Annotated in this window: 18 protein-coding genes and 1 tRNA gene; 8 read left to right on the forward strand and 11 right to left on the reverse strand. The window is 73.7% G+C overall.

Features of this window, described 5'->3' with window-relative positions:
* Positions 1-4 precede the first annotated feature (4 nt).
* From AB0G14_RS05625 to AB0G14_RS05645, 5 genes are all read left to right on the forward strand, one after another.
* A complete protein-coding gene (locus tag AB0G14_RS05625) occupies positions 5-967 on the forward strand; it encodes a UTP--glucose-1-phosphate uridylyltransferase (protein WP_357694077.1) in 963 nt (320 codons plus the stop codon).
* A complete protein-coding gene (gene glp / locus AB0G14_RS05630) occupies positions 964-2,277 on the forward strand; it encodes a gephyrin-like molybdotransferase Glp (RefSeq protein WP_357694079.1) in 1,314 nt (437 codons plus the stop codon). Before AB0G14_RS05625 ends, glp begins: the two co-directional genes overlap by 4 nt.
* A gap of 89 nt (positions 2,278-2,366) precedes the next feature.
* Positions 2,367-3,017, forward strand: coding sequence for a GNAT family protein (locus AB0G14_RS05635; RefSeq protein ID WP_357694082.1), 651 nt, complete (start codon positions 2,367-2,369; stop codon positions 3,015-3,017).
* A 178-nt stretch (positions 3,018-3,195) separates the two neighbouring features.
* Positions 3,196-3,987, forward strand: coding sequence for a hypothetical protein (locus tag AB0G14_RS05640; RefSeq protein ID WP_357694084.1), 792 nt, complete (start codon positions 3,196-3,198; stop codon positions 3,985-3,987).
* 187 nt (positions 3,988-4,174) lie between these two features.
* Positions 4,175-4,248: transfer RNA gene (locus AB0G14_RS05645), tRNA-Ala, on the forward strand.
* A 105-nt stretch (positions 4,249-4,353) separates the two neighbouring features.
* On the opposite strand, the gene AB0G14_RS05650 is transcribed toward AB0G14_RS05645, so the two are convergent.
* On the reverse strand, positions 4,354-4,980 hold the full coding sequence (locus tag AB0G14_RS05650; protein WP_357694086.1) for an AAA family ATPase: 627 nt from the start codon (positions 4,978-4,980) through the stop codon (positions 4,354-4,356).
* A gap of 219 nt (positions 4,981-5,199) precedes the next feature.
* Between AB0G14_RS05650 and solA the strand changes: the two genes are divergently transcribed.
* Positions 5,200-6,345, forward strand: coding sequence for an N-methyl-L-tryptophan oxidase (gene solA / locus AB0G14_RS05655; protein WP_357694089.1), 1,146 nt, complete (start codon positions 5,200-5,202; stop codon positions 6,343-6,345).
* Between the two features lie 56 nt (positions 6,346-6,401).
* Here the strand turns inward: solA and AB0G14_RS05660 are convergent, their stop codons facing one another.
* A complete protein-coding gene (locus tag AB0G14_RS05660; RefSeq protein WP_357694091.1) occupies positions 6,402-6,593 on the reverse strand; it encodes a general stress protein CsbD in 192 nt (63 codons plus the stop codon).
* Positions 6,594-6,811: 218 nt separating this feature from the next.
* Entirely contained in the window at positions 6,812-7,366 is a 555-nt protein-coding gene (locus tag AB0G14_RS05665) for a M23 family metallopeptidase (RefSeq protein WP_357694094.1), read from the reverse strand.
* Between the two features lie 249 nt (positions 7,367-7,615).
* Here AB0G14_RS05665 and AB0G14_RS05670 point away from each other — a divergent pair, with 249 nt between their 5' ends.
* Positions 7,616-8,293 (forward strand): hypothetical protein, encoded by a 678-nt coding sequence (locus AB0G14_RS05670; RefSeq protein WP_357694096.1) that lies wholly within the window; start codon positions 7,616-7,618, stop codon positions 8,291-8,293.
* Between the two features lie 89 nt (positions 8,294-8,382).
* Here AB0G14_RS05670 and AB0G14_RS05675 read toward each other — a convergent pair whose 3' ends face one another.
* The 3 genes from AB0G14_RS05675 to AB0G14_RS05685 all read right to left on the reverse strand — a co-directional run bounded on the left by AB0G14_RS05675 (position 8,383) and on the right by AB0G14_RS05685 (position 11,356).
* Positions 8,383-9,444, reverse strand: a complete 1,062-nt coding sequence (locus tag AB0G14_RS05675) for a DUF4352 domain-containing protein (protein ID WP_357694099.1) — start codon at positions 9,442-9,444, stop codon at positions 8,383-8,385.
* 150 nt (positions 9,445-9,594) lie between these two features.
* Positions 9,595-10,251, reverse strand: a complete 657-nt coding sequence (locus AB0G14_RS05680) for a 4'-phosphopantetheinyl transferase superfamily protein (RefSeq protein ID WP_357694101.1) — start codon at positions 10,249-10,251, stop codon at positions 9,595-9,597.
* The gene (locus AB0G14_RS05685; RefSeq protein WP_357694103.1) at positions 10,244-11,356 is read right to left on the reverse strand and encodes a crosslink repair DNA glycosylase YcaQ family protein; all 1,113 of its coding nucleotides are present in this window, start codon (positions 11,354-11,356) and stop codon (positions 10,244-10,246) included. Before AB0G14_RS05685 ends, AB0G14_RS05680 begins: the two co-directional genes overlap by 8 nt.
* Before the next feature lie 173 nt (positions 11,357-11,529).
* Here AB0G14_RS05685 and AB0G14_RS05690 point away from each other — a divergent pair, with 173 nt between their 5' ends.
* Positions 11,530-11,766: a hypothetical protein gene (locus AB0G14_RS05690; RefSeq protein ID WP_357694105.1), complete on the forward strand. Its 237-nt coding sequence runs from the start codon at positions 11,530-11,532 to the stop codon at positions 11,764-11,766.
* A gap of 13 nt (positions 11,767-11,779) precedes the next feature.
* On the opposite strand, the gene AB0G14_RS05695 is transcribed toward AB0G14_RS05690, so the two are convergent.
* From AB0G14_RS05695 to AB0G14_RS05715, 5 genes are all read right to left on the reverse strand, one after another.
* Positions 11,780-12,604, reverse strand: coding sequence for a BPL-N domain-containing protein (locus AB0G14_RS05695; protein WP_357694107.1), 825 nt, complete (start codon positions 12,602-12,604; stop codon positions 11,780-11,782).
* A 16-nt stretch (positions 12,605-12,620) separates the two neighbouring features.
* Positions 12,621-13,940 (reverse strand): heparan-alpha-glucosaminide N-acetyltransferase domain-containing protein, encoded by a 1,320-nt coding sequence (locus AB0G14_RS05700; protein ID WP_357694109.1) that lies wholly within the window; start codon positions 13,938-13,940, stop codon positions 12,621-12,623.
* Positions 13,937-14,698 carry a BPL-N domain-containing protein gene (locus tag AB0G14_RS05705; RefSeq protein ID WP_357694111.1) on the reverse strand — a complete coding sequence of 254 codons (762 nt, stop codon included), beginning with the start codon at positions 14,696-14,698 and terminating at the stop codon, positions 13,937-13,939. The genes AB0G14_RS05700 and AB0G14_RS05705 overlap by 4 nt, the downstream gene beginning before the upstream one ends.
* Entirely contained in the window at positions 14,698-15,507 is an 810-nt protein-coding gene (locus AB0G14_RS05710) for an arginine deiminase-related protein (protein WP_357694113.1), read from the reverse strand. The genes AB0G14_RS05705 and AB0G14_RS05710 overlap by 1 nt, the downstream gene beginning before the upstream one ends.
* A gap of 82 nt (positions 15,508-15,589) precedes the next feature.
* On the reverse strand, positions 15,590-19,672 hold the full coding sequence (locus tag AB0G14_RS05715) for a Pls/PosA family non-ribosomal peptide synthetase (protein WP_357694116.1): 4,083 nt from the start codon (positions 19,670-19,672) through the stop codon (positions 15,590-15,592).
* Positions 19,673-20,039: the final 367 nt, after the last annotated feature.

The raw sequence follows: 20,039 nt of genomic DNA on the forward strand, positions 1-20,039 counted from the left end.
CGACATGTCGGAGCACTCAGCGAGCCCCTCAACGGCGACCGCCGCAACCGGTCGCTCCCGTGCGGTCAAAGCAGTCATCCCGGCCGCCGGACTGGCCACCCGGTTCCTGCCGGCCACGAAGGCGGTGCCCAAGGAGCTGCTCCCGGTGGTCGACCGGCCGGTGCTGCAGTACATCGTCGAGGAGGCCACCCAGGCCGGCATCGGCGACGTCCTGCTGATCACCGGGCGGGGCAAGACGTCGATGGTGGACCACTTCGACCGCCGCCCCGACCTGGAGGCCCGGCTGGAGGAGAAGGGCGACGCCGAGCGACTGGCCGCCGTGCGCCACCCCAGCGAGCTGGCCGAGATCTACACCTGCCGGCAGCCCGAGCAGCTCGGCCTCGGCCACGCCGTCGGTTACGCCGAGTCGCACGTCGGCGACCAGCCCTTCGCGGTGCTGCTGGGTGACGAGTTCGTGAAGCAGTCCGAGCCGCTGCTGCCGGCCATGTTGGAGCTCCAGGCGCGCACCGGCGGCGTCGTGCTGGCCTTCTTCGAGGTCGACCCCTCCGAGACCAAGCGCTACGGCATCGCCTCGGTCGAGCCGGCGGAGGCGGAACTGACCGACATCGGCGAGGTCGTCCGGGTCACCGGCATGGTGGAGAAGCCGAAGCCGGAGGACGCGCCGAGCAACCTCGCGGTGCTGGGCCGCTACGTGCTGCCCGCCAGCATCTTCGACGCGATCCGGCGCACGAAGCCGGGCAGCGGCGGGGAGATCCAGTTGACCGACGCGATGGAGCTGCTGCGCAACGAGGGCACGCCGGTGCACGCGATCGTCTACCGGGGCACCCGCTACGACACCGGCATGCCGCTGGGCTACCTCCAGACCGTGGTGCAGATCGCCGCCGAGCGCGACGACCTCGGCGGCGAGTTCCGCAAGTGGCTGGCCGAGTTCGTCAACTCCGACGTGTCGGGCGTGACTGGTACATGACAGCGTCGGCCGACGCCGAGGCGGCCGCGAACGAGTTGATGCCGCTCGCCGACTACCTGGGCAGCGTGCTGCGCAGGTTACGCGCGCTGCCTCCGCTCGACCTCGACCTCACCCAGGCGCACGGCAACGTCCTCGCCGAGGACGTCGTCGCGCCGCACTCCTTCCCGGCCTTCGACCAGGCGGCCGTGGACGGGTACGCGGCCCGCTGGGAGGACATCTCCGGAGGCGGCCGGGGCGTGGGCTACGTCCCGACCCAGTCCGGCGGGCCGGGCGGGCGCAACGTCCGGCTCAACGTCGTCGGCGACCTCGGCGCGGCGAGCTGGCGCCCGGTGCGGCTCACCCCCGGCGCGTGCTTCTCCGTCGCCGCCGGGGCGCCGCTGCCGCTCGCCGCGGACGTGGTGGTCCCCGTCGAGTGGACCGACCAGGGCATGGCAGCGGTGGAGATCTTCCGCGTCCCCAAGCGCGGTTACGGGGTGCGCCGGGCCGGCGAGGAGCTGCCCGCCGGGACCCTGCTGGCCCGGGCCGGCACCTACGTCTCCCCGGCGCTGGTCGCGGTGTTCGCCGCCACCGGCATCGGGCACGTGGTGGTCCGGCCCAGCCCCCGGGTGGTCATCGTGGCCACCGGCGACGAGCTGGTCGACGTGGGCCGGGGCAGCCAGCCCGGCCAGACGGTCGACGCCAACTCGCACGCGCTCACCGCGGCGGCGGCCGAGGTGGGCGCCTTGGCATACCGGGTGGGCATCTGCGACGACGACCCGGAGGGGCTGCGCGGGCTGCTGGAGGACCAGACGCTGCGCGCCGACCTGATCATCACCACGGGGGGCACCGGCACCGGGCCGGGCGACATGGTGCGGCGGATCCTCTCCCGCCGCGAGGGCGGCCGGGCCGGGCCGGTCATGTTCACCGAGGTGGCGCTCTATCCCGGCACCTCCCTCGGCTTCGGCACGGTCGGCGCCGAGGAGGTGCCGGTGGTGTGCCTGCCCGGCGACACGGGCGCCGCCCTGATCGGCTTCGAGGTGCTGGCCCGCCCGGCGATAAACCTGCTCGCCGGGGCGGAACCGGTGTTCCGGCCCAGCGTCCGCGCGCACCTGCTGGAGACGATCTCGTCCCCCGTCGGGCTGCGCGAGTTCCGCCCCGCGCACGTCGCCGAGCGGCGCGGCGGCGGCTACACGGTCCAGCCGCTCAACGGCGGGCCGTACACCCTCTCCGGGCTGGCCGAGGCGAACGGCCTGTTGGTGCTCGGCGAGCGGGTGACCACCGCGGCGGCCGGGTCCACCGTGGACGTCCTCCTGCTGGACCGGCGCCGGTGAGCGTGGCCTCCCGGGCACGGCTGGACGGACGGTGCGGTTCGGGCGGGAGTGCGCTTGCGGTGACGCGGTCGTGAGCGGAAGCTGACGCGGTGAATCTGTTCGGGGGTGGGCGGGCGCCGGGGTGGCCGGCGGTGCTGACCGACGGCCCGGTGCTGCTGCGGCCCTACCGGCGGGCGGACGCCGCCGCCTGGTCGGAGGTGCGCCGCGCCAACCGGGAGTGGCTCGCGCCGTGGGAGTCGTCCCTGCCGGGAAGCTGGCACGAGCTGAACTCGCCGGCCGCGTTCCGCTGGGTGCACCGCGACCAGCGCCGGTCGGCGCGCAGCGGCGAGGGGATGCCGTTCGCGGTCTGCCTGCGCGAGGACGGCCGGGAGCGGCTGGTCGGCCACCTCAACGTGGGCAGCATCGTCCGGCGGGCGTTCTGCTCCGGGTACGTCGGCTACTGGGTCGACTCCCGGGTGGCCGGTCGCGGCATCATCCCGACCGCGTTGGCGCTCGCCGTCGACCACGCCTTCGGCCCGGGCGGGCTGCACCGGGTCGAGGTGAACATCCGCCCCGAGAACCGGCCGTCCCGCCGGGTGGTGGAGAAGCTGGGCTTCCGCGAGGAGTCGTACCACGTGCGCTACATGCACATCGACGGTGCGTGGCGGGACCACATCGGATACGCGATGACCAGTGAGGAGGTCGCCGCCGAGGGCGGCCTGCTGGGCCGCTGGCACCGGATCCGCGCCATCGCGGGGTGAGCCGTCCCACGGACGGGATCGGCGCGGCGCGTCACCATCCGCGTCGGCGGCCCGTAACCTCAAGTGACTGCAAGCTGTGGCAAGCGCTGCTCCACCCGTACGATCCACGCACCCGACCACGCTCGGTGGAAGATCCTGCGGTCGGGCGGCGGTTGCTCCGAATTCGGTGACGGGAGGGGTGAGGGTGCCGACCTCGGTGCTCCTCGCCGTCCTCGCCGCCGCCGGCCTGCTCGCCCTCGCGCCGGCGCTGGTCCGCCGGTACGACGCCACCGAGCGGCTGGTGGCGGAGCGGGCGCAGTCGACGGCGCGGGTGCTCCAGCGCCGCCGGCGGCGTCGTACTGTCCCGGGGCGGCGGCCGGTCCACCCGCCCCGCTCCCTCATCGTCACGCTCAGCGAGAACAAGGATACGGGCGGTCTCGCGGCCCCGGTCTCCGCGCCGCCCGCCGCCCGCCGGTCGGGCCGGCTGCGCGCCGTGCCGCCCGCCGGGAAGAAGAACCGCCGCCGGCCGCCGCCCCGCCGGCAGCACACCCCCGCCGTATACCGCCGGCGTCGGGTGCTCGCCGCGCTGCTGCTGCTCAACTTCGTCGAGCTGATCGGCGTGATCGTGGTCGGCCCCGGCTTCTGGATCAGCTTCGGGGTCACCGCCACCCTGCTGGTCGCGTACGTCGTGCACCTGCGGGCGCGGGCCGTGGCGGATCGCCGGCGGCGGCGGGCGCAGGCCCGGGAAGCGGCCTGGCTGGCCGCCCGGCAGGCCGAGGTGCGGCGGGAGCAGGCCCGTCGGGCGGCGGCCCGCCGGGAGGCCCAGCGCCGCCTGGCGGCCCAGCGTGAGGTGGTACGCCGCGCGGCGATGGGCCTGGACCGGCCGGCCGACCTGCCCGCGGCGGCCAACGGCGGCTCCGTGTCCTACCGGCGTACGGGCGGCCTGCGGGGCCGCCCGTACCAGTCCGGCCGCGGCACCCACTCGGCCTGAGTGTCCGTTTCCGGCCTCGGCCTTGGTGTCCGTTTCCGGGTCGCCGATCCGGTTCTCCGTGGGTCGGTTCCCACCAAGATCCCGCCGCGCCGGGGGTGGATTCGCGGCGGGGGCGGTCGACCTGTTAGCCTTGGCGCCGGCCCGCCCGGTGAAAGCCGGGTGGGACCGACGCCGGTTCGCCGGCGGAGGGGCTGTGGCGCAGACCGGTAGCGCACCTCGTTCGCATCGAGGGGGTCAGGGGTTCAAATCCCCTCAGCTCCACCCAGATCAAAGGCCGTTTCCGCTCGTCGGAGACGGCCTTTCTCGATCTTGTGCGGCGGCTTGCCGAAACTCGCCGCGAGCTGGTCCGACAGTCCAAGTTCCGCTTCAACCTCTGGGCCGGACTGCGACTGGCACGTAGGGATCAGACGGTGGCCGAAGCAGGGCGACAAACGCCGCCTCGACGGTCTCGATGACCGGATCTCCATGATCTGAGGTGTCGACTTCGACGACGGCGTCGACTCCATCTGGCGGCTCGAAGACCGACCGCCTCATCTCGCCACGCTGGAACTGAGATGCAAGGTGTTGGTCGATAGCCCCGCCCCTGGCCGCTCTGGCACGGAGCCGTTCGCCGATCACCGCCTCGTGGGCGACGACGTGAACAGCGAGCACCCGGGCGCCACCCGCGAGCAGCGCGTCCAACAGTTCGCGGGACAACACCGAGGACTCCACGATGAAGCTCACCCGTGAGGTGGCGAGCAGGCGGGCTGCGTCGACCATCACGGCCTCGGCGCGGACGCTGAAGGGGCCGCCGGCGACGTGAAATTCCCGGTCGAGCTGACGGCCGCCGTCCTGTGCGGCGGAGGCCGCTGACAGCCCGAGACCGGTCTTGATCTCGTCCCGGGTCAGGAGCAGCAGGCCGAGGCGGCGCGCCGTTGCCGAGGCGATGGTGGTCTTTCCTGCTCCCGGGGACCCGCACACGGCAACCACCACCGGTCTTTCCCTCCCGAGCATCCGCCGATGGTGCCAAATTCCAGCCGTGCTGTCGACGAGCCGCAGCGCCCGGGCGGCCAGTTCGCATCGAGGGGTCGGGGAGATCCAAGATCCCTTGGCTTTACCCAGCTCAGCGCCGTTCTCGCTACGCGGGAAGTGGCCCTTGAGTTCTGTACGGTGGCAGCGGGCCAGGCACGCACCGGTTGCCGCTGACGCCCGAAGGGTGGGGAGGAAGTAGGTATGTCGGTCTACGACGTCATCGTCGTGGGGCTCGGTGGGATGGGCAGCAGCGCCGCCTACCACCTGGCCGCGCGGGGGCAGCGCGTGCTCGGTCTGGAGAGGTTCGGGCGGGCGCACGACCGGGGGTCCAGCCACGGCGGCTCGCGCATCATCCGGCAGTCGTACTTCGAGGACCCGGCCTACGTACCGCTCCTGCTCCGGGCGTACGAGCTGTGGGAGAAGCTGGAACACGACGCCGGGCGGGAGATCATCTCGCTCACCGGCGGGGTGTTCGTCGGCCGACCGGAGAGCCTCACCTTCGCCGGCAGCCTGCGCGCGTCGCGCGAGTGGGACCTGCCGCACGAGATCCTCGACGCGGGTGAGCTGCGCCGCCGCTTCCCGACGTTCAGCCCCCGGGACGACGAGTTGGCGCTCTTCGAGGCCAAGGCGGGCTTCGTGCGCCCCGAGGCGACCGTCGCCGCTCACCTCGACCTCGCTGCCCGGCACGGTGCCGACCTGCGCTACGGCGAGCCGGTGGCACGCTGGCAGGCGCTGCCCGAGGGCGGCGTACGCGTGACGACCGAGAAGGGTTCCTACACCGCCGGCCGGCTCGTCGTCTGCCCGGGCGCCTGGGCGCCCGAACTCCTCGCCGACCTCGGTGTGCCGTTGACGGTCGAGCGGCAGATCATGTACTGGTTCCAGCCGGAGACCGGGGTCGCCCCCTTCGAGCCCGGGCGGCATCCCATCTACATTCACGAGGACGCCGCCGGCACGCAGGTGTACGGCTTCCCGGCCATCGACGGGCCCGACGGCGGCGCCAAGGTGGCCTTCTTCCGTGGCGGTGCGGTCTGCACGCCGGACACCATCGACCGGCAGGTGCACCCGGAGGAGGTGCAGGACATGCAGCAACATCTCGCCGGAGTCCTGCCGACCCTTCCGGGCCGGTTCCTGCGGGCCGCGACCTGCATGTACACCAACACGCCGGACCAGCACTTCGTGATCGCGACGCACCCGCGGCACCCGCAGGTCACCGTTGCGTGCGGGTTCTCCGGGCACGGCTTCAAGTTCGTCCCGGTCGTCGGGGAGATCCTCGCGGACCTGGCGACGAACGGCGCGACCGCACACCCCATCGGGCTCTTCGACCCGCGACGCGACTTCTCCGGGTAGCCCCGACACGGAGCATCGCCCCCGGCGCGCGGCCGGGGGCGTGGCGACGTGCCGGGTCAGGTGGTGAAGTTGTCCCGCGCGTCCCGAGCGTCCTCTTGGACGTGCTCGCCGGGCTGGTTGCCCCGTATCTCGTCCCGCTTCGCCACCTGCTCCGCCTGTGCCCGCTCGCCCTGTGCCATGTCGCCCATCCGCGCCCTGGCGGCGCCGGCGACCCGCTCGACCTTGTCCTTCGCCCTCTCCAAGCTCATGTCGCCTCCCTGTCGCTTCGGCGGACCAGGGTGCTGTCCGCGCCTCCCGACCCGCGTCCCCGCCCGCCCCTCGGTGAAAACCCCGATCAGCGGCTGGGGCCGGTCACGGAGGCGGTTGAGGGCCGTCTGAGCGTCTTCGGCTGGAACGGGCCCCCCGAGTCCCATGTGTCCTGCTCGCTGTCATCCGGCGAGCAGGACACGTGGGAGGGCGTCGTCGGTCAGGCGTAGTAGTTGACGCTGACCGGCCAGGTGCCGGTCCACGGCGTCCAGCCCTGGAGCGTGGCGGGGATGCCCACGCGGGTGCTGCAGTTGATGACCTGGAAGTGCAGGTGCGGCCCGGTGGACGCACCGGTGCTGCCCGACCAGCCGATGACCCGGCCCTGCGGGACCCAGGTGCCGGCGTTGTAGATCGCCCGGTTCAGGTGCGCGTAGTGGGTGCACTGGCCGTTCGAGTGCCGGATGATCACCTCGATGCCGTTCTGCCAGTACGGCGACCAGTTCGACATGATGATGGTGCCCGCCTGGGAGGCGGAGACCTCGTAGTTCGCCGGCAGCCCGAAGTCCCAGGCGTACTCGTTGTACGCGCCGACGTGCGAGTACGTGCCCTCCGGCCCCTGGGTGACCTGGTAGGACTCGCCGGCCGGGTACGGCAGCTCGTAGTAGTAGTTCGCGGCCGAGGCCGGGGTGGCTCCGACGACCACGGCCCCGGCGACCATCAGCATCGCGCTCACGGTCGCGCCGATCCGGCGCAGGACCGTCTTCCCTCTGTTCACTGTGGATACCTCCCTCGCTGTGCCAGCAGAGATTCAGCACCGTCGTCGTCGACCGCGCCGGTGGGAACTGAACAGCACGCCGGGGGGCGGTTCAACGAACCGGGTGGACGACAGGGGTGGGATCAGGGGTCGCCGCGACTGCGGGTGACGAAGGCGAGGCATGGCGTCGAGATGAACCCCGCCCGGCGTCCCGACGGCCGGCGCGCGTGCGGGCGGGCGGTCACTACGCTGCCGCCCGTGGATCGATTGGTGTCCGTGTTCTTGTTGGGCGGCTGCGGGGCGCTCGCCGTCCTCCTCGGGGTCGGGCTCGCCGCGCTGGTCGTGACGACCCACCGGCGGGAGCGGGAACGGCGGGACCGGTGGCGACAGTGGGCCGCCCGGTACGGCTGGACGTACGCCGAGAGTCCGCAGGTCGCCTGGACCGACCGGGTGCCGGGCCGCAGCCGCCGGGGCGTGCGGTTCGCGCTGACCGGGATGCTGCACGGCCGCCCGGTGGGGGTGGCCGAGTACGCGTACACGGAGACGCACACCTCGACCGGCGCGGACGGCAACCAGACGACCAACTCGCAGACCCACACGTACGTCGTCTGTTCGGTGTGGCTGCGGCGGCAGTTCCCGGCGCTGGCGGTGGCGCCGCGCCACGTGTTCTCGAAGCTGGGACGCGCGCTGTTCGGCAGCGACAGCTACGCCACCGGGTACGAGGAGTTCGACCGGCAGTGGCGGGTGGGCGCGGCGGCCCCGGGTCAGCAGGCCCTGGTCGGGCCGACCCTGATCGGCGCGCACCTGGCGGGGGCGGTGCCGGCCTGGAGCGTGCGCGGCGCGGAGTTGATCACCTACCGGCGCGGCCGGCTGGACGACCCGGCCCTGGTGCCGTCCCTGGTGACTCCGCTGATCACGGTCGCCGATCTGCTGGAGCAGGGCCGCTGACCGCGCACCGGCATGCCGGCGGGGAACGGCCCGGGACAGCGCGGGAGGCCGGCCCCCGAGGGGACCGACCTCCCGTCAGCAGGTGCGGACTACGGCTTCCAGGAGCCGGCGCTCTCGAACTTGTGCTTGTACTCCAGCGCGCCGTTCTTGTTGCGGACGTCGAACACGACGGTGCCCGTGCGCTTGCTGCCCTCGCGCAGGTTGTTGCCGGAGCTCAGCGTGTCGCCGCAGCCGGAGAGCGCGCTGGCCAGCCCGTTGGTCGTGGTGCCGTCGTCGGCCACCCACTCGAAGTAGAACGGGTTGATCGAGCCCTTGCCCTTGGTCACCGTGGCGGTGACGTGGGCGATCAGGTACATGCCCTTGTCCGGGTCCGGAGCGTACTCCCGGCAGCCCTTGTTGGCGGTGGTGAACCGGGTGACCGTGACCTCCAGGGTCCCCTCGTCGTCGGAGAGGACGAGCGTGTCGCCGGGCTTCATGTTGTAGGTCTCGTCGTCCTTGCCCCGGGCGGCGCTGGTGGCGGGAGCCCCGCCCGGCGCGGCGTTGGTGGTCGCCGGGGTGGGCAGGGCCTTCTCCAGGTCGTCCTTCGCCTTGTCGGCGCCGGCGACGACCGCCGCGATGCCGCCGACGCAGCAGAGCAGGGTCAGCACGACCGCCACGATCGCGATGATCAGGACGGTCTTCTTCTTGTTGTTCGCCGGCGCGACCGGCTGCGGCGGGCCGAGCGGGTAGCCGGGCGCGCCGGACGTCACCTGCGGGTACGGCGTGCCGGAGATCGGCGGCTGCGGCATCCCGGACGTCGGCTGGTGCGGTGGGGCCCACGGCTCGCCCGGCGTCCCGGACACCGGCGGCTGCGGCGCGCCGGAGACGGGCGGCTGCGCCCACGGCTCGCCGGGCACGCCCGACACCGGGGGCTGCGGGGCGCCGGAGACCGGCGGCTGGGGCGCGGCCCACGGGTCGTTGGCCGGCTGCTGCGGCACGGGCGGGAGCGGGGACCACGGGTCGCCCGCGGACTGGGGGCCGCCGGAGACCGGCGGCTGGGGCGGGTAACCGCCCTGGTTGGCGGGGAACTGCGGTGCCGGCGGGTACGGCTGCTGCTCCGGGCTCGGCTGGTAGGGATCCTGCGGCCCGTATGGGGGCTGGGGGTGACTCACCGTACTCCTAGGCACCTGACGACGACGGCAAACGCGGCTGACGCTGTACCGTGCGCGGACAACGGAACATCTTCGCCTCTCCGGCGGCCCGGCGTCGTCCCCTGAACGGGTCACCTGCCGGGTCGAAGGGGCCAGGAGGCCGGTGGCGGGTCAGCGGGGCAGCAGCACGGCGGCGGTGCGCACCAGGGCGTCGTCGACGCTGAACCGGCCGGTGACCAGGGTCGGCGGGTCGGCCACCGGGGCGGCGTCGATCCGGGCCGGCGTGATGCGGGCGGTGAACGTGCCGGCGTCCGGGTCGAGTTCCACCAGGGCGTCGTGGAAGTCCAGCCAGGTGCCGACGACCGGATGCCACACCTTGTAGATCGTCTCCTTGGCGCTGAACACCACCGCCGGCCAGGAGGTCCCCGCCGGCAGGCGGGCGAACCCGCCCTCCTCCTCGGGCAGGCAGATCAGCCGGCGTACGCCCGAGTTGAGCTCCTTGTGCCGCTCGGCGTCGATGCCGACCGACCGGACCTCGGCGCCGCGGGCCGCGACGGCCGCGCAGTAGTCCCGGGTGTGGGTGATGGCGCCGACCACGCCCGCCGGCCAGATCGGCGACCGGTCGGCCGCCGCCGGCACCGGGGCCGGGGACACGCCGAGCGCCGCCATCGCGCGCCGGGCGCACACCCGCCCGGCGGTGAAGTCGCGGCGACGGCTCTCCACCGCCCGGTCGCTCAGGCACGCCCGCTCGGCCGGCAGCAACTCGCCCGTCCAGTCCGCCGGCCCGGCCACCGCCACCGCAACCGACGGCGGCAGCAGGTCACGCATCGCCGCCCCCCGAGAGGTACGCCCGCACGCGCGCCCGCTCGGCGTCGAGCCCGCCGGCCGGCACCGGCGGCGACTCCGGCCACAGGTCCACCACCGGCTCGCCGTCGCGGGCCTCCCAGGTGCCCACCACCCGCCCCCGGTGCACCACCACCGGCGAGATCCAGCCGGCGGCCCGGCTGACGGAGGCGCGTCGGTCGGCCGGGACGATCGTGGTGTCCTTCGTGCCCGGCCCGAGCACCCACTGGTCGAAGGCGGGCAGCAGGCGTACGGCGTCGTCGGGGCGGGCGGCGGCGATCTCGTCCACGTCGACTGCCCGCGCGTACGCGGGCCGCTCGTCGACGGTCACCGGCACCAGTTCGCCCGCGTCGACGAGCCGGGCGAACCAGCCGCGCAGCGCGGCCCGCTTCGAGCCGCCCCGACTCAGCCACTGGTCGAAGGTCTCCGCGCTCGCCGGCCCGTACGCGCCCAGCCAGGCCGGCACCACCCGGGACGCGGCCTCCTCGGGGTCGGGCAGGCCGGGCCAGTCGGGCAGCAGCGTCTCCGGCCGGGTGAAGGTGACCCGGTTGCCCTCGGTCGGCCCCTGCACCAGCAGGCCCTGCCAGGCCAGCGGCTTGAGCACGGCCCCCCACCCGGAGTCGAGGTGTGCGGCGACCGTCCGGTCGCCGGTGCGTTCCACGATCTCGGCGGTGAGCTGCTCCCGGGTCAGCGTCCGGCCGTCCAGCGCGGCGGCGGCCGACTCGGCGATCGCCGCGAGCCGGTCCACGGTCACGAAGGTGCGCTGCCACGAGCCCTTCTCCCAGAACCGGCCGGCGGCCAGCAGGGACAGGCAGGCGGGCGCGTCCTCGACGCGCAGCACGTGCAGGGTGCCGCGCATCGCCCAGGTGCGCAGCAGCCGACGCCGCGCGAGCGCGGCCGCGACCGCCCCGGGCCGGGGATCGGCCTGCCGGGCGGCGACGGCCTGCTCGGCGGCGGAGGCGACCTGCGCCTGCACACCGACCAGCCGGCCGACCACGTCGACGGGGTCCACGCCCGCCGGCCGGTGCAGCAGGTGCCGACCGGCCCGCCAGGCCAGCACCTGGTCCGCGGTCAGCGTCGCGATGGCCATGGTTGGTGAACGTACCGCAACCGCGTAACGCCGTAGCGTTCGGTGGCGCTGATGGGGCGTCGCAGGGGGACGGCTCTCATCCATTGTCGACTTTGGTCCGCCGGGGGGCGGGCCGCCACGTGAACCGGAGAGGAAGTGCGATGACCGGTGGTGTGGAAGGCTCAGCGTCCCCGATGGACGATCACGCGCCGGTGCCGCCGGGCTGGACCTGCGGCACCTGCGGCGCCGACTGGCCGTGCACCACCAAGCGCGCCCGGTTGCTGGAGGAGTACCGGGTCGACCGCGCCATGCTCAGCGTCTACCTGGGCTCCTGCCTCGCGGCCGCCGCCCAGGACCTGACGCCGGCGCCCGGGACCACCCTCCAGGACCGGTTCATGGGCTGGTTGCCCCGGCAGCACCGGCGCGAGTGACGGCGCGGGCCGGTTAGCTCCCACCGGACGCCGGGGCCCACCCGTCCACCGTGCTCCGCACCAGGTCATGGCCCAGGTCGAGGCGGATGCCGTCCGGGTTGGTCAGCTCGGCGTCGGCGTACCACGACCGGTCGGCTTCGGGGTGCGGTCCCACGAGTCCGACCCGCCCGGCGCCGAAGGCGGTGACGAGGGCGGCGGGTGCGCCGGTGTCGTAGGTGGCGAGCACGATGCCCGGCGCCCCGGGTCGCAGCTCGAGCGTCGGCCCGTCCTGGAAGAACATGTGCCGGGACCTGCCGCGCCACCGGACGGGGACCACCGCGTCGTCGGCGCTGTCGACGCTCGCCCCGGCCGTCCTGATGTACTGGTCGACCTTCCCGTCGAGCAGCCCGAAGCCGGGCCGGGCGGCGGCGAGGTACGCCCCCAGGCAGAAACCGAGGTAGTGGCCGCCGTCGCGGACGAAGCCACGGATGTCCTCGGCGTGGTCACGCAGCCTGCGCCAGGCCGGGCCGACGTTGCCGCCGCCGGGTTGGGCGTAGACCGCCGCTTCGGTCAGCGTGCTCCGCGAGATCTGCCGCTGCTCGCCTGGGCCGCAGTACTCGGTGCGGAACCCGCCGGGCGCGCTGCGCAGGAGGGCGGCCACGGCCTCGGCGCAGCCGGAACAGGCGGCCGGCCCCCGGTAGACCAGTGCCAGCGGCCGGTCGCCGTCCCCGGTGACCGCCGACACGCCGGCCCACCCGAGGGCGGCCAGGGTGCCGGCGGCGCCGGCACCGACGACGAGGCGTCGCCGGTTGATCTGCCGCGGCTCTCCCCGCAGCAGGCCCGAGCTGGTCCGTCCCATGTCGTACCCCTGCCGGTCAGCCGCGCCGCCAGGCGGTCGCGTGCCGGTCGGCGGAAGGCGGCGCCGGTCGTGCGTACATCGACATGCCGGCCCGACCCCGCGATGCCCGGCCTGGCCGGGTGACCAGTCGCCCGGCGCCGCGCGAGAGCAGCGTCACGAGCCCTTCCAGCGGGCCACGGCCCGCGGTCGCCCACCACGCCGTCGCGACCAGCACGATGACCAGGACCTGCGCGAGGTATCCGGCCGTGGGCTCGAGAGTGTCGAGCTCGGAATTGATGAACACGATGTGCGCGGTGTAGAGCGTCAGCGTCATGCTGCCGGCCGCGGCGAGGGGCACCAGCAGCACGGAGGCCGCCCGCCGTGCGACGTGGCCGAGGAGCAGCATGGCGGCGAGCACGGCGACCGCGCTCCCGATCGTGCCGAGCAGATCGAGCGGGGTGCTGGTGTGCGGCGCGTCGACCGCGAGCCACCACCACGTCGAGGTGGGCGTGCTGCCGTCCCCGCCGAGCGCGAGGAGGCCGCTCGTCTCGGCCACGGTCAACCCGCTCTTCGGCTGCGTGAACCAGATCTGCTGCATTCCCTCGTACCGGTTCAGCAGGACCCACGACGCCACCGGCGCCGCCGCGGCGAGCGCGACCCCGGCGTAGAGCAGGCCGAGGATGACCGACATCCGGGTGAGGGTCAACCGCCCGACCACCAGCCCGGCGCAGAGGTACGCCAGCCACGTCACCGCCGGAAACTCCCCCGTCATCGACAGCTCGGTGAGCAGCGCGCCGGGAGCGTCGACGAGGTGCGCGAACGCCGGGTTGTCGTAGGTCGGTTCCGGCAGCTGCGGCAGCAGCAGTTGACGGAGCACGGGAACGCCGGCGGCCACGGCCAGGCCGGTGAACGCCACCAGCCAGGTCGGCAGGAACACCAGCGGGATGGCCAGCACGAACATCACCGCGTAGTACGGCAGGATCACCGACGCCAGGGACGCGTCGGCGTAGCCCAGTGCCAGGCCGATCGCGCCGATGGCCAGGGCCCGGACGACGAGCGCCGCCACCGGCCCTGCGCCGTCGGTCAGGCGGACCCGCCGTCGATCGGTCAGGAACGCGATGCCGACCCCGGCCAGCACCGCGAACAGGGCGGCCGCCCGGCCGCCGAAGATGGTGAACGACCAGGTCGGTCGGCCGAGGGCGTCGGACTGGTACAACGAGTGCACGGCGATCATCCCGAACAGCGCGACGCCACGCGCGGCGTCCACGCCGAGCAGCCGGGAGCGCCCGGCCGTCGCGGGCGGGGCGTCGCCGGCCCGGTCCCGGGCGGCGTGGCTGAGGTAAACGGTCTGTGTCATGGCCTCATCACGGTGTCGATCAGGTCGCAGCCGAGATCCGTGCCGAGCCGGTCGGCGATCGGCAACCCGGCGTCGACGTACCAGTCGTCGGTGGCTTCGGGGTGCGGGCCGACGACCCCGACCCGACCCGCGCCGAAGGGGGCGACCATCGCGGCGACGGTGCCGTTCGGGTAGGTCGCGAGGACGTCGGCCTCGGCCTTCGGGCTCAGCCAGAAGTACGGTCCGTCCTGGAAGAAGAGCGTCCGTCGCCGGCCGCGCCAGGAGACCTGGACGACGGTGTTCCGCTCCGAGTCGACCGTGGCGGCGGCCGAGGCGATGTACTGGTCGGTGTCCCCGGGCAGGAGGCCGAAGCCGGGGGTGGCCCCCGCGAGGTAGCCGCCGAGGCAGATGCCGAGGTATCTCCCGCCGGAGTGGACGAACTGCCTGATCTCGTCGCGGTGGCGCTTCAGGTGGCGGTAGCCGCGGTTGAGGGTGCCGCCACCGGGCTGGGCGTAGAGCGTCGCCCCGGCCAGGGCCCGCTGGGTCAGCGGCAGGTCGTCCGCGTCCGGGCCGACGTACCGGACGTCGAAGCCCCAACGGCTGGACTTGAGTAGCGCCGCCACCGCCTCCGGACAGCCGGGCAGCGCCGCCGGCCCCCGGTAGACCAGCGCCACCGGCGGCTCCGGCGACCCGGGCAGGGGCGAGCGGACCGTCAGGCCACGCCCGGCGAGTGCCCGCCCGCCGGCGGCGAGCAGCCGACCGACGTTCCCCATCGCCATCACGGCCTCGTCGGCAGCGGGGCGTCGAGGGTCAGCGCGGTGCAGCGGACCCCGCCTCCGCCCTTGGCGAGCTCGGTCGTGTCGAGTTCGACGACCCGCAGGCCACGCTCACGCAGCGCGGTCGCCAGCCGCGGCGCCCCCCTGGTCATGGTCACGGTGGTGCCGTCACTGATCAGGTTGAGCGCGAAGCGCGTCGCCTCCTCGACGCAGACCTCGATCAGGTCCATGCCGAGGCCGCGCAGCCGCTGGCGGCTCGGCTCGTCGAGGGCCTCCGGGCAGTAGGCGAGCGTTCGCCCCGGCTCGACGACGCCGACCGCCAGGTCGAGGTCGTACCACTGGTGGCTCACCGTCCGCAGCGGCACGATCTCGTAGCCCAGCTCCTCCGCGAGCACGGCGTGCATCCGCCGGTCGGTCCGCTGGCCGTAGCCGGCGAGCAGCAGGTCGCCGCAGGCCAGGGCGTCGCCCTGCCCGCTGAACGGGTACGGCGCCTCCAGGACCTCGAAGTCGTGGTCGATCAGCCACTCCTGGAAGTACGGCAGCTCCGCCTTGCGCTCGGGTGGTGGTGCTCCCAGCACGGCCCGACGGCCCCGCACCAGGGCGGCGTTCGCGGTGAAGACCATGTCCGGGCACTCCGGCGCCGACGTCACGTACTCGATGCTGCGCCCCGCCGCCCGGTGCGCGGCGACGATGCGCTCGTGTTCGAGGATCGCCACCGCGTGATCGGGCTGGATCTCGGTGTGCATGTACGGGTTGATCTCGTAGTCGACGCGGAAGTGGGCCGCGTCGGAAACCAGCAGTGCCTTGTTCATCGAGCGTTCTTCCCTTTCGGTGGGTGGATGTGGACGGGATCGGGCTGCGGAGCGGTGCGGGCCGCAGCCGTACGGCGCGGCATCAGGCCGCCCGTTGGCTCGTGGTGTGGTGGGTGAGCACGCCCTGGGCGGGGATCCCGCGCCATCGGGTCCCGGCAACCAGGTGTTCGCCCTTCATCAGCAGCGAGAGCGAGCCCAACATGACGTCGTCGCCGACGACCGCGTCGTAGAGCACGATGGCGCGGGTGCCGATCGTGGCGCCGGCGCCGACCGTGACGACGGACATCTTCATCACCCGGTCCTCGAACAGGTGGGTCTGCAGCGACACCTCGGTGCCCACGGTCGCGTCGTCGCCGATCTCGACGAGGTCGAACTCGGTGAGGTACGTCGTGCCGATCCAGGTGCGTCTGCCGACGCGGACCCCGAACCAGCGCAGCAACGGCGGCAGGAACGGCGTGCCGACCAGGAGCCCGATGCCGGCGGGAACCGCCGCGGCCTCGTAGAGGCCGGTGACGAACTCGGTGCGCCGGACGAAGCCGCTCCACAGCGGTTCCACCCGGGGCCGGTAGGTGCCGACGACGTTGCGCTTGGTCGCCGCGCAGAAAGCGATCACCGCGACGCTCGACGCCATCGCGACGAAGGGCGACACCAGCGCCGGCACGAGCAGGTCCCGGCCGTTGGCGAGGGAGGACAGCGCCAGGAGGTAGAGGTAGAAGCTGGCGCCGAGCACCGATGCGGGCAGGGTCGCGCGGAAGAACTCGACGAACAGCCGCCGGGCCACCACGATGCGCGGCGGGCGGTACGTCACCTCCTCGGAGAAGGAGCCGCTGCTCTGGCGCGCCGGCAGGTGCATCGCCGGTGAACCCAACCAGGACGTGCCCTCCGGGACGCCGTCGTCGGGCGGCAGCGTGCCGACGCCGATCAGGGACCCCTCGCCCAGCACCGTGCCGGCCGGTACGAACGCGGCGTTGCCGACGAAGGCTCGGCTGCCGACCGTGGTGGGCAGGAACGCCATGCGGCCGTTGGCGAACGTCGCGGCGCCGAGGCTGGCCATGTCGGCGACGAAGCTCTCCGATCCCAGGGTGAGCAGGTCCGGGTCCAGGTGCGCGGCGGTGGAGACCTCGGCGCCACGGCCGACCCGGGCACCGAGCAGTCGCAGCCAGGGCCCGGTGTAGAGGGTCGCGTAGAGCGAGTTGGTGAACATGAGGCTCGACTCGAGCAGCTTGTCGGCGATCCACTTGCGCACGCCGAGCATCGAGTGGATGCGGTGGTGGATGCCGATCGGCACCCGCGGCAGCACGAGACGCTTGCCGGCGGCGACCAACGCGCAGACGGTGAGCACGTAGACGATCCCGGCCGGCAGGGTCGCGACCAGGCCGGCGAGCAGACCACGGGTCAGCAGCACCCACCACACCAGCGCCACGCTGGGCAGGACCATCGCGATCGCCCCGAGTTCCAGACCGACCAGGCCGACCAGCGCGGCGGCGATGTGGTGCACGCGCCAGCCACGCCGCAGGCGGCGGTAGCTGAGCAGCGATTCCACGGTGGGAGCGAGCCGGGGGGTCGGTGCCGGCGGCGAGCCCGCCCAACGCTCCCCGGGTGGCACCGTCTCGCCGTGGACGAGGACGGACTGTTCGCCGAGGCCGGCGTCCGCCCCGACCGAGGCGCCGGGCTCGAGGACCGCGTTCGCGCCGACGAAGGCGTCCGCCCCGATCGTGACCGGCCCGACGACGACCCAGCCGTCCTCCGCCCGCCACGGCCGCAGCGACACGCCGTACCCGACCGAGGCGTCCCGACCGACGGAGATCAGGGTCGGCAGGCTGATCGCGCTGGTCGCGATCGTGGTCCGGCGGCCGATCCGGGCACCGAGCAGCCGCAGGTAGGTCGCCATCAGCGGAGAACCGCTGAGCACGGGCAGCGGCCCGACCGCCAGCAGCGTGTTCAGCGCCCAGAGCCGGACGTAGGTGGGGCCCCACAGGCGGTACCGGCCGGGCCGGATGCCCGCGGCCAACGGCCGGGCCAGCAGCACCGGCAACACCCACCGCACGCCGAGGTAGCTGAGCAGGATCGCGACCATCAGCTCCACGAGGACGCGGGCCGACACGAAACCGTCGTTGCGGGTGTAGACGTAGGAGACGGGGAGCGTGACCGCCAGCAGCAGCAGGTAGATCACCGCCGCCTGGCCGGACCCGGCCAGCGCGATCCGCCGGCTGCCGTGCCGCACCGGGGCGGGGCGGGGCGGAGCGCTGGGCGCGACGGTCCGATCGGCGGCGCCGAGATGAGCCGCCATGCCTCGTACGGTCGGGTGGGCGTACAGGTCGCGGACCGCCGGACTCACGCCGACCTCGCGGGCGCGCAGCAGCGACACCACCCGCGCCGCCAGCAGCGAATGCCCTCCGAGGTCGGCGAAGAAGTCCGCCTCGACCGAGAGCGCCTCGGACTCGATGCCGAACGCCTCCGCCCACGCCGCGCGTACCTGCTCCTCCAGCTCGCCCTCGGCGGCCACGATCGGGCCGGTGGCGAGGGTGAGCCGGCGGTTCGGCGGGGGCAGCCGTTTCCGGTCGACCTTTCCGCTGGGCATGGTCGGCAGCGCGGTGACGACGTCCAGGAAGGAGGGCACCATGTAACCGGGCAGCCGGGTCTGCAGGGTCTGGCACAGCCGGGCGGTCAGCTCCGCGTACCCGCCCTCGTCGCCGTCGTGCGCGACGAGGTAGGCGGCCAGCTCGTGGGGGGCGTCCGGGGCGTCGGCGACCGGGACCAGCGCCGCCACGGCCTCGGCCACCCCCGGGTCCTCCAGCAGCACGCTCTCGATCTCACCGAGGTCCACCCGATGGCCACGGATCTTGACCTCGGAGTCCGCCCGGCCCAGGTACTCGATCTCGCCCTCCTCGGTGATCCGACCGAGGTCCCCGGTGCGGTACAGCCGACCGCCGGGCGGTGCCAGGGCGTGCGCGACGAACCGGTCGGCGGTCAGGTCCGGGCGACCCACGTACCCGCGCGCCACCCCCGGGCCGCCGATGCAGATCTCACCCACCTCGCCGTCGGGGACCGGCTGCCGCTGCTCGTCCAGCAGCACCACGGAGTAGGTCGGCAGGGGCCGCCCGATGGTGACCGGTCGCCCGGGGCGCAGCTCGCCCCAGGTCGCGGTGACCGTGGCCTCGGTCGGCCCGTAGGTGTTGAGGATCCGCCGGCCGGGCCGGCTCCACCGCTCGACCAACTGCCCCGGGCAGGCCTCCCCGCCGACGAGCAGGTTGCGGATCCGGGGCAGGTCGCGCGGAACGGTGGCCAGCAGGGTGGGCACGCAGTAGAGGACGGTGATGCGTGCCTCGTCCAGGAAGTCCGCCAGCTCCGCGCCGAGGCGGCGCGAGTCGTTCGGACCGGCCACCAGGGTGGCGCCGACCGACCACGTCGGCCAGATCTCCTCGATCGCGAAGTCGAACGCGATCGTCATGCCCTGGTAGACCCGGTCCGTCGGGCGCACGTCGTACACGCCGGGCACCACGTCGAGGAAGTTGCAGATGCTCGACTGCGCGACGTCGACGCCCTTGGGTCGACCGCTCGACCCCGAGGTGTAGATCACGTAGGCGCCGGGGTCCTGGCTGCCGTCGCCGAGTTCCGGCCGGTCGCCGGGCGCGGCGGCGAGGTCGGCGGCGCACTCGTCGACGACGAGGGCCGGCCGGTCGCCCACCCGGTCGGCGAGCGCCGAGGACGTCAACACCAGGTCGACGGCGGAATCCTCGGCGATGTAGGCGACCCGGTCGGCCGGGGACTCGGGGTCGATCGGCACGAACGCCGCGCCGGCCTTCCCCACGCCCAGCAACGCCACGTACGTCTCGACGGAGCGCCGCAGCAGGATGGCCACCCGCGAGCCGTCCCCGACACCGAGCGCGCGCAGGTGGTGGGCCAACCGGTTGGCGCGCTCGTCCAGCTCGCGGTAGGTCAGCCGCGCACCGCCGCACTCGAGCGCGATGGCCGACGGGTTCCGGTCGCACGCGGACTCGAACACGTGGTGCAGGCGCCGCGGGCGCGTGACGCCGCCCTCGTCCCACGGCCCCCGCACGGCATCGACGACCAGCGAGCCGACCGCGACGCGCGCCTCCGCGTCCGGAAGACGCTCCGGCACCGGGGGAGACGTGGGCGTACCGGTGAGAGCTACCTGTTCCACGGAACCGCAAACCTCCTGCGTCGATTACGAGCAAGCAACCGGTGCCGTGCGGCGGACGCCTGTGCGGACCCCGTCATCACCGGACCGGTGGCAGGGATGTCCGACAGAAGCCCTCCGCAGGGCAGGTGCGATGGACAGCGAGATCGCCGTGAAACCCGTGAGGCGTCACGGAAGTGCCAAATCGTCGTGACGGGTGTCGGCTGAACCGCCTACCGCCGCCGGGATCAGCCGGCGCTTGCGCCTGCTACCGGCCGGGGCTGATCGGTCGCGTGCAGGTGTGGCGGGGCGTCGACATCCGAGGGCCGCGGGTCGGGAGCGCCGGTCCCGACCGGACAGTGGTCGCGACGACCGAGAGGTGCGTCAGGCG

The organism is Micromonospora sp. NPDC023814, from assembly GCF_040639595.1.
Classification (GTDB): domain Bacteria; phylum Actinomycetota; class Actinomycetes; order Mycobacteriales; family Micromonosporaceae; genus Micromonospora.

Bases quoted from the DNA above. Each gene is read 5' to 3' on its own strand.
- glp (WP_357694079.1), top strand. From the start codon at position 964: ATGACAGCGTCGGCCGACGCCGAGGCGGCCGCGAACGAGTTGATGCCG.
- AB0G14_RS05685 (WP_357694103.1), bottom strand. From the start codon at position 11,356: ATGGCCATCGCGACGCTGACCGCGGACCAGGTGCTGGCCTGGCGGGCC.
- AB0G14_RS05710 (WP_357694113.1), bottom strand. From the start codon at position 15,507: ATGAACAAGGCACTGCTGGTTTCCGACGCGGCCCACTTCCGCGTCGAC.
- AB0G14_RS05625 (WP_357694077.1), top strand. From the start codon at position 5: ATGTCGGAGCACTCAGCGAGCCCCTCAACGGCGACCGCCGCAACCGGT.
- AB0G14_RS05695 (WP_357694107.1), bottom strand. From the start codon at position 12,604: ATGGGACGGACCAGCTCGGGCCTGCTGCGGGGAGAGCCGCGGCAGATC.
- AB0G14_RS05700 (WP_357694109.1), bottom strand. From the start codon at position 13,940: ATGACACAGACCGTTTACCTCAGCCACGCCGCCCGGGACCGGGCCGGC.
- AB0G14_RS05680 (WP_357694101.1), bottom strand. From the start codon at position 10,251: ATGCGTGACCTGCTGCCGCCGTCGGTTGCGGTGGCGGTGGCCGGGCCG.
- AB0G14_RS05660 (WP_357694091.1), bottom strand. From the start codon at position 6,593: ATGAGCTTGGAGAGGGCGAAGGACAAGGTCGAGCGGGTCGCCGGCGCC.
- AB0G14_RS05650 (WP_357694086.1), bottom strand. From the start codon at position 4,980: ATGCTCGGGAGGGAAAGACCGGTGGTGGTTGCCGTGTGCGGGTCCCCG.
- AB0G14_RS05705 (WP_357694111.1), bottom strand. From the start codon at position 14,698: ATGGCGATGGGGAACGTCGGTCGGCTGCTCGCCGCCGGCGGGCGGGCA.
- solA (WP_357694089.1), top strand. From the start codon at position 5,200: ATGTCGGTCTACGACGTCATCGTCGTGGGGCTCGGTGGGATGGGCAGC.
- AB0G14_RS05690 (WP_357694105.1), top strand. From the start codon at position 11,530: ATGGACGATCACGCGCCGGTGCCGCCGGGCTGGACCTGCGGCACCTGC.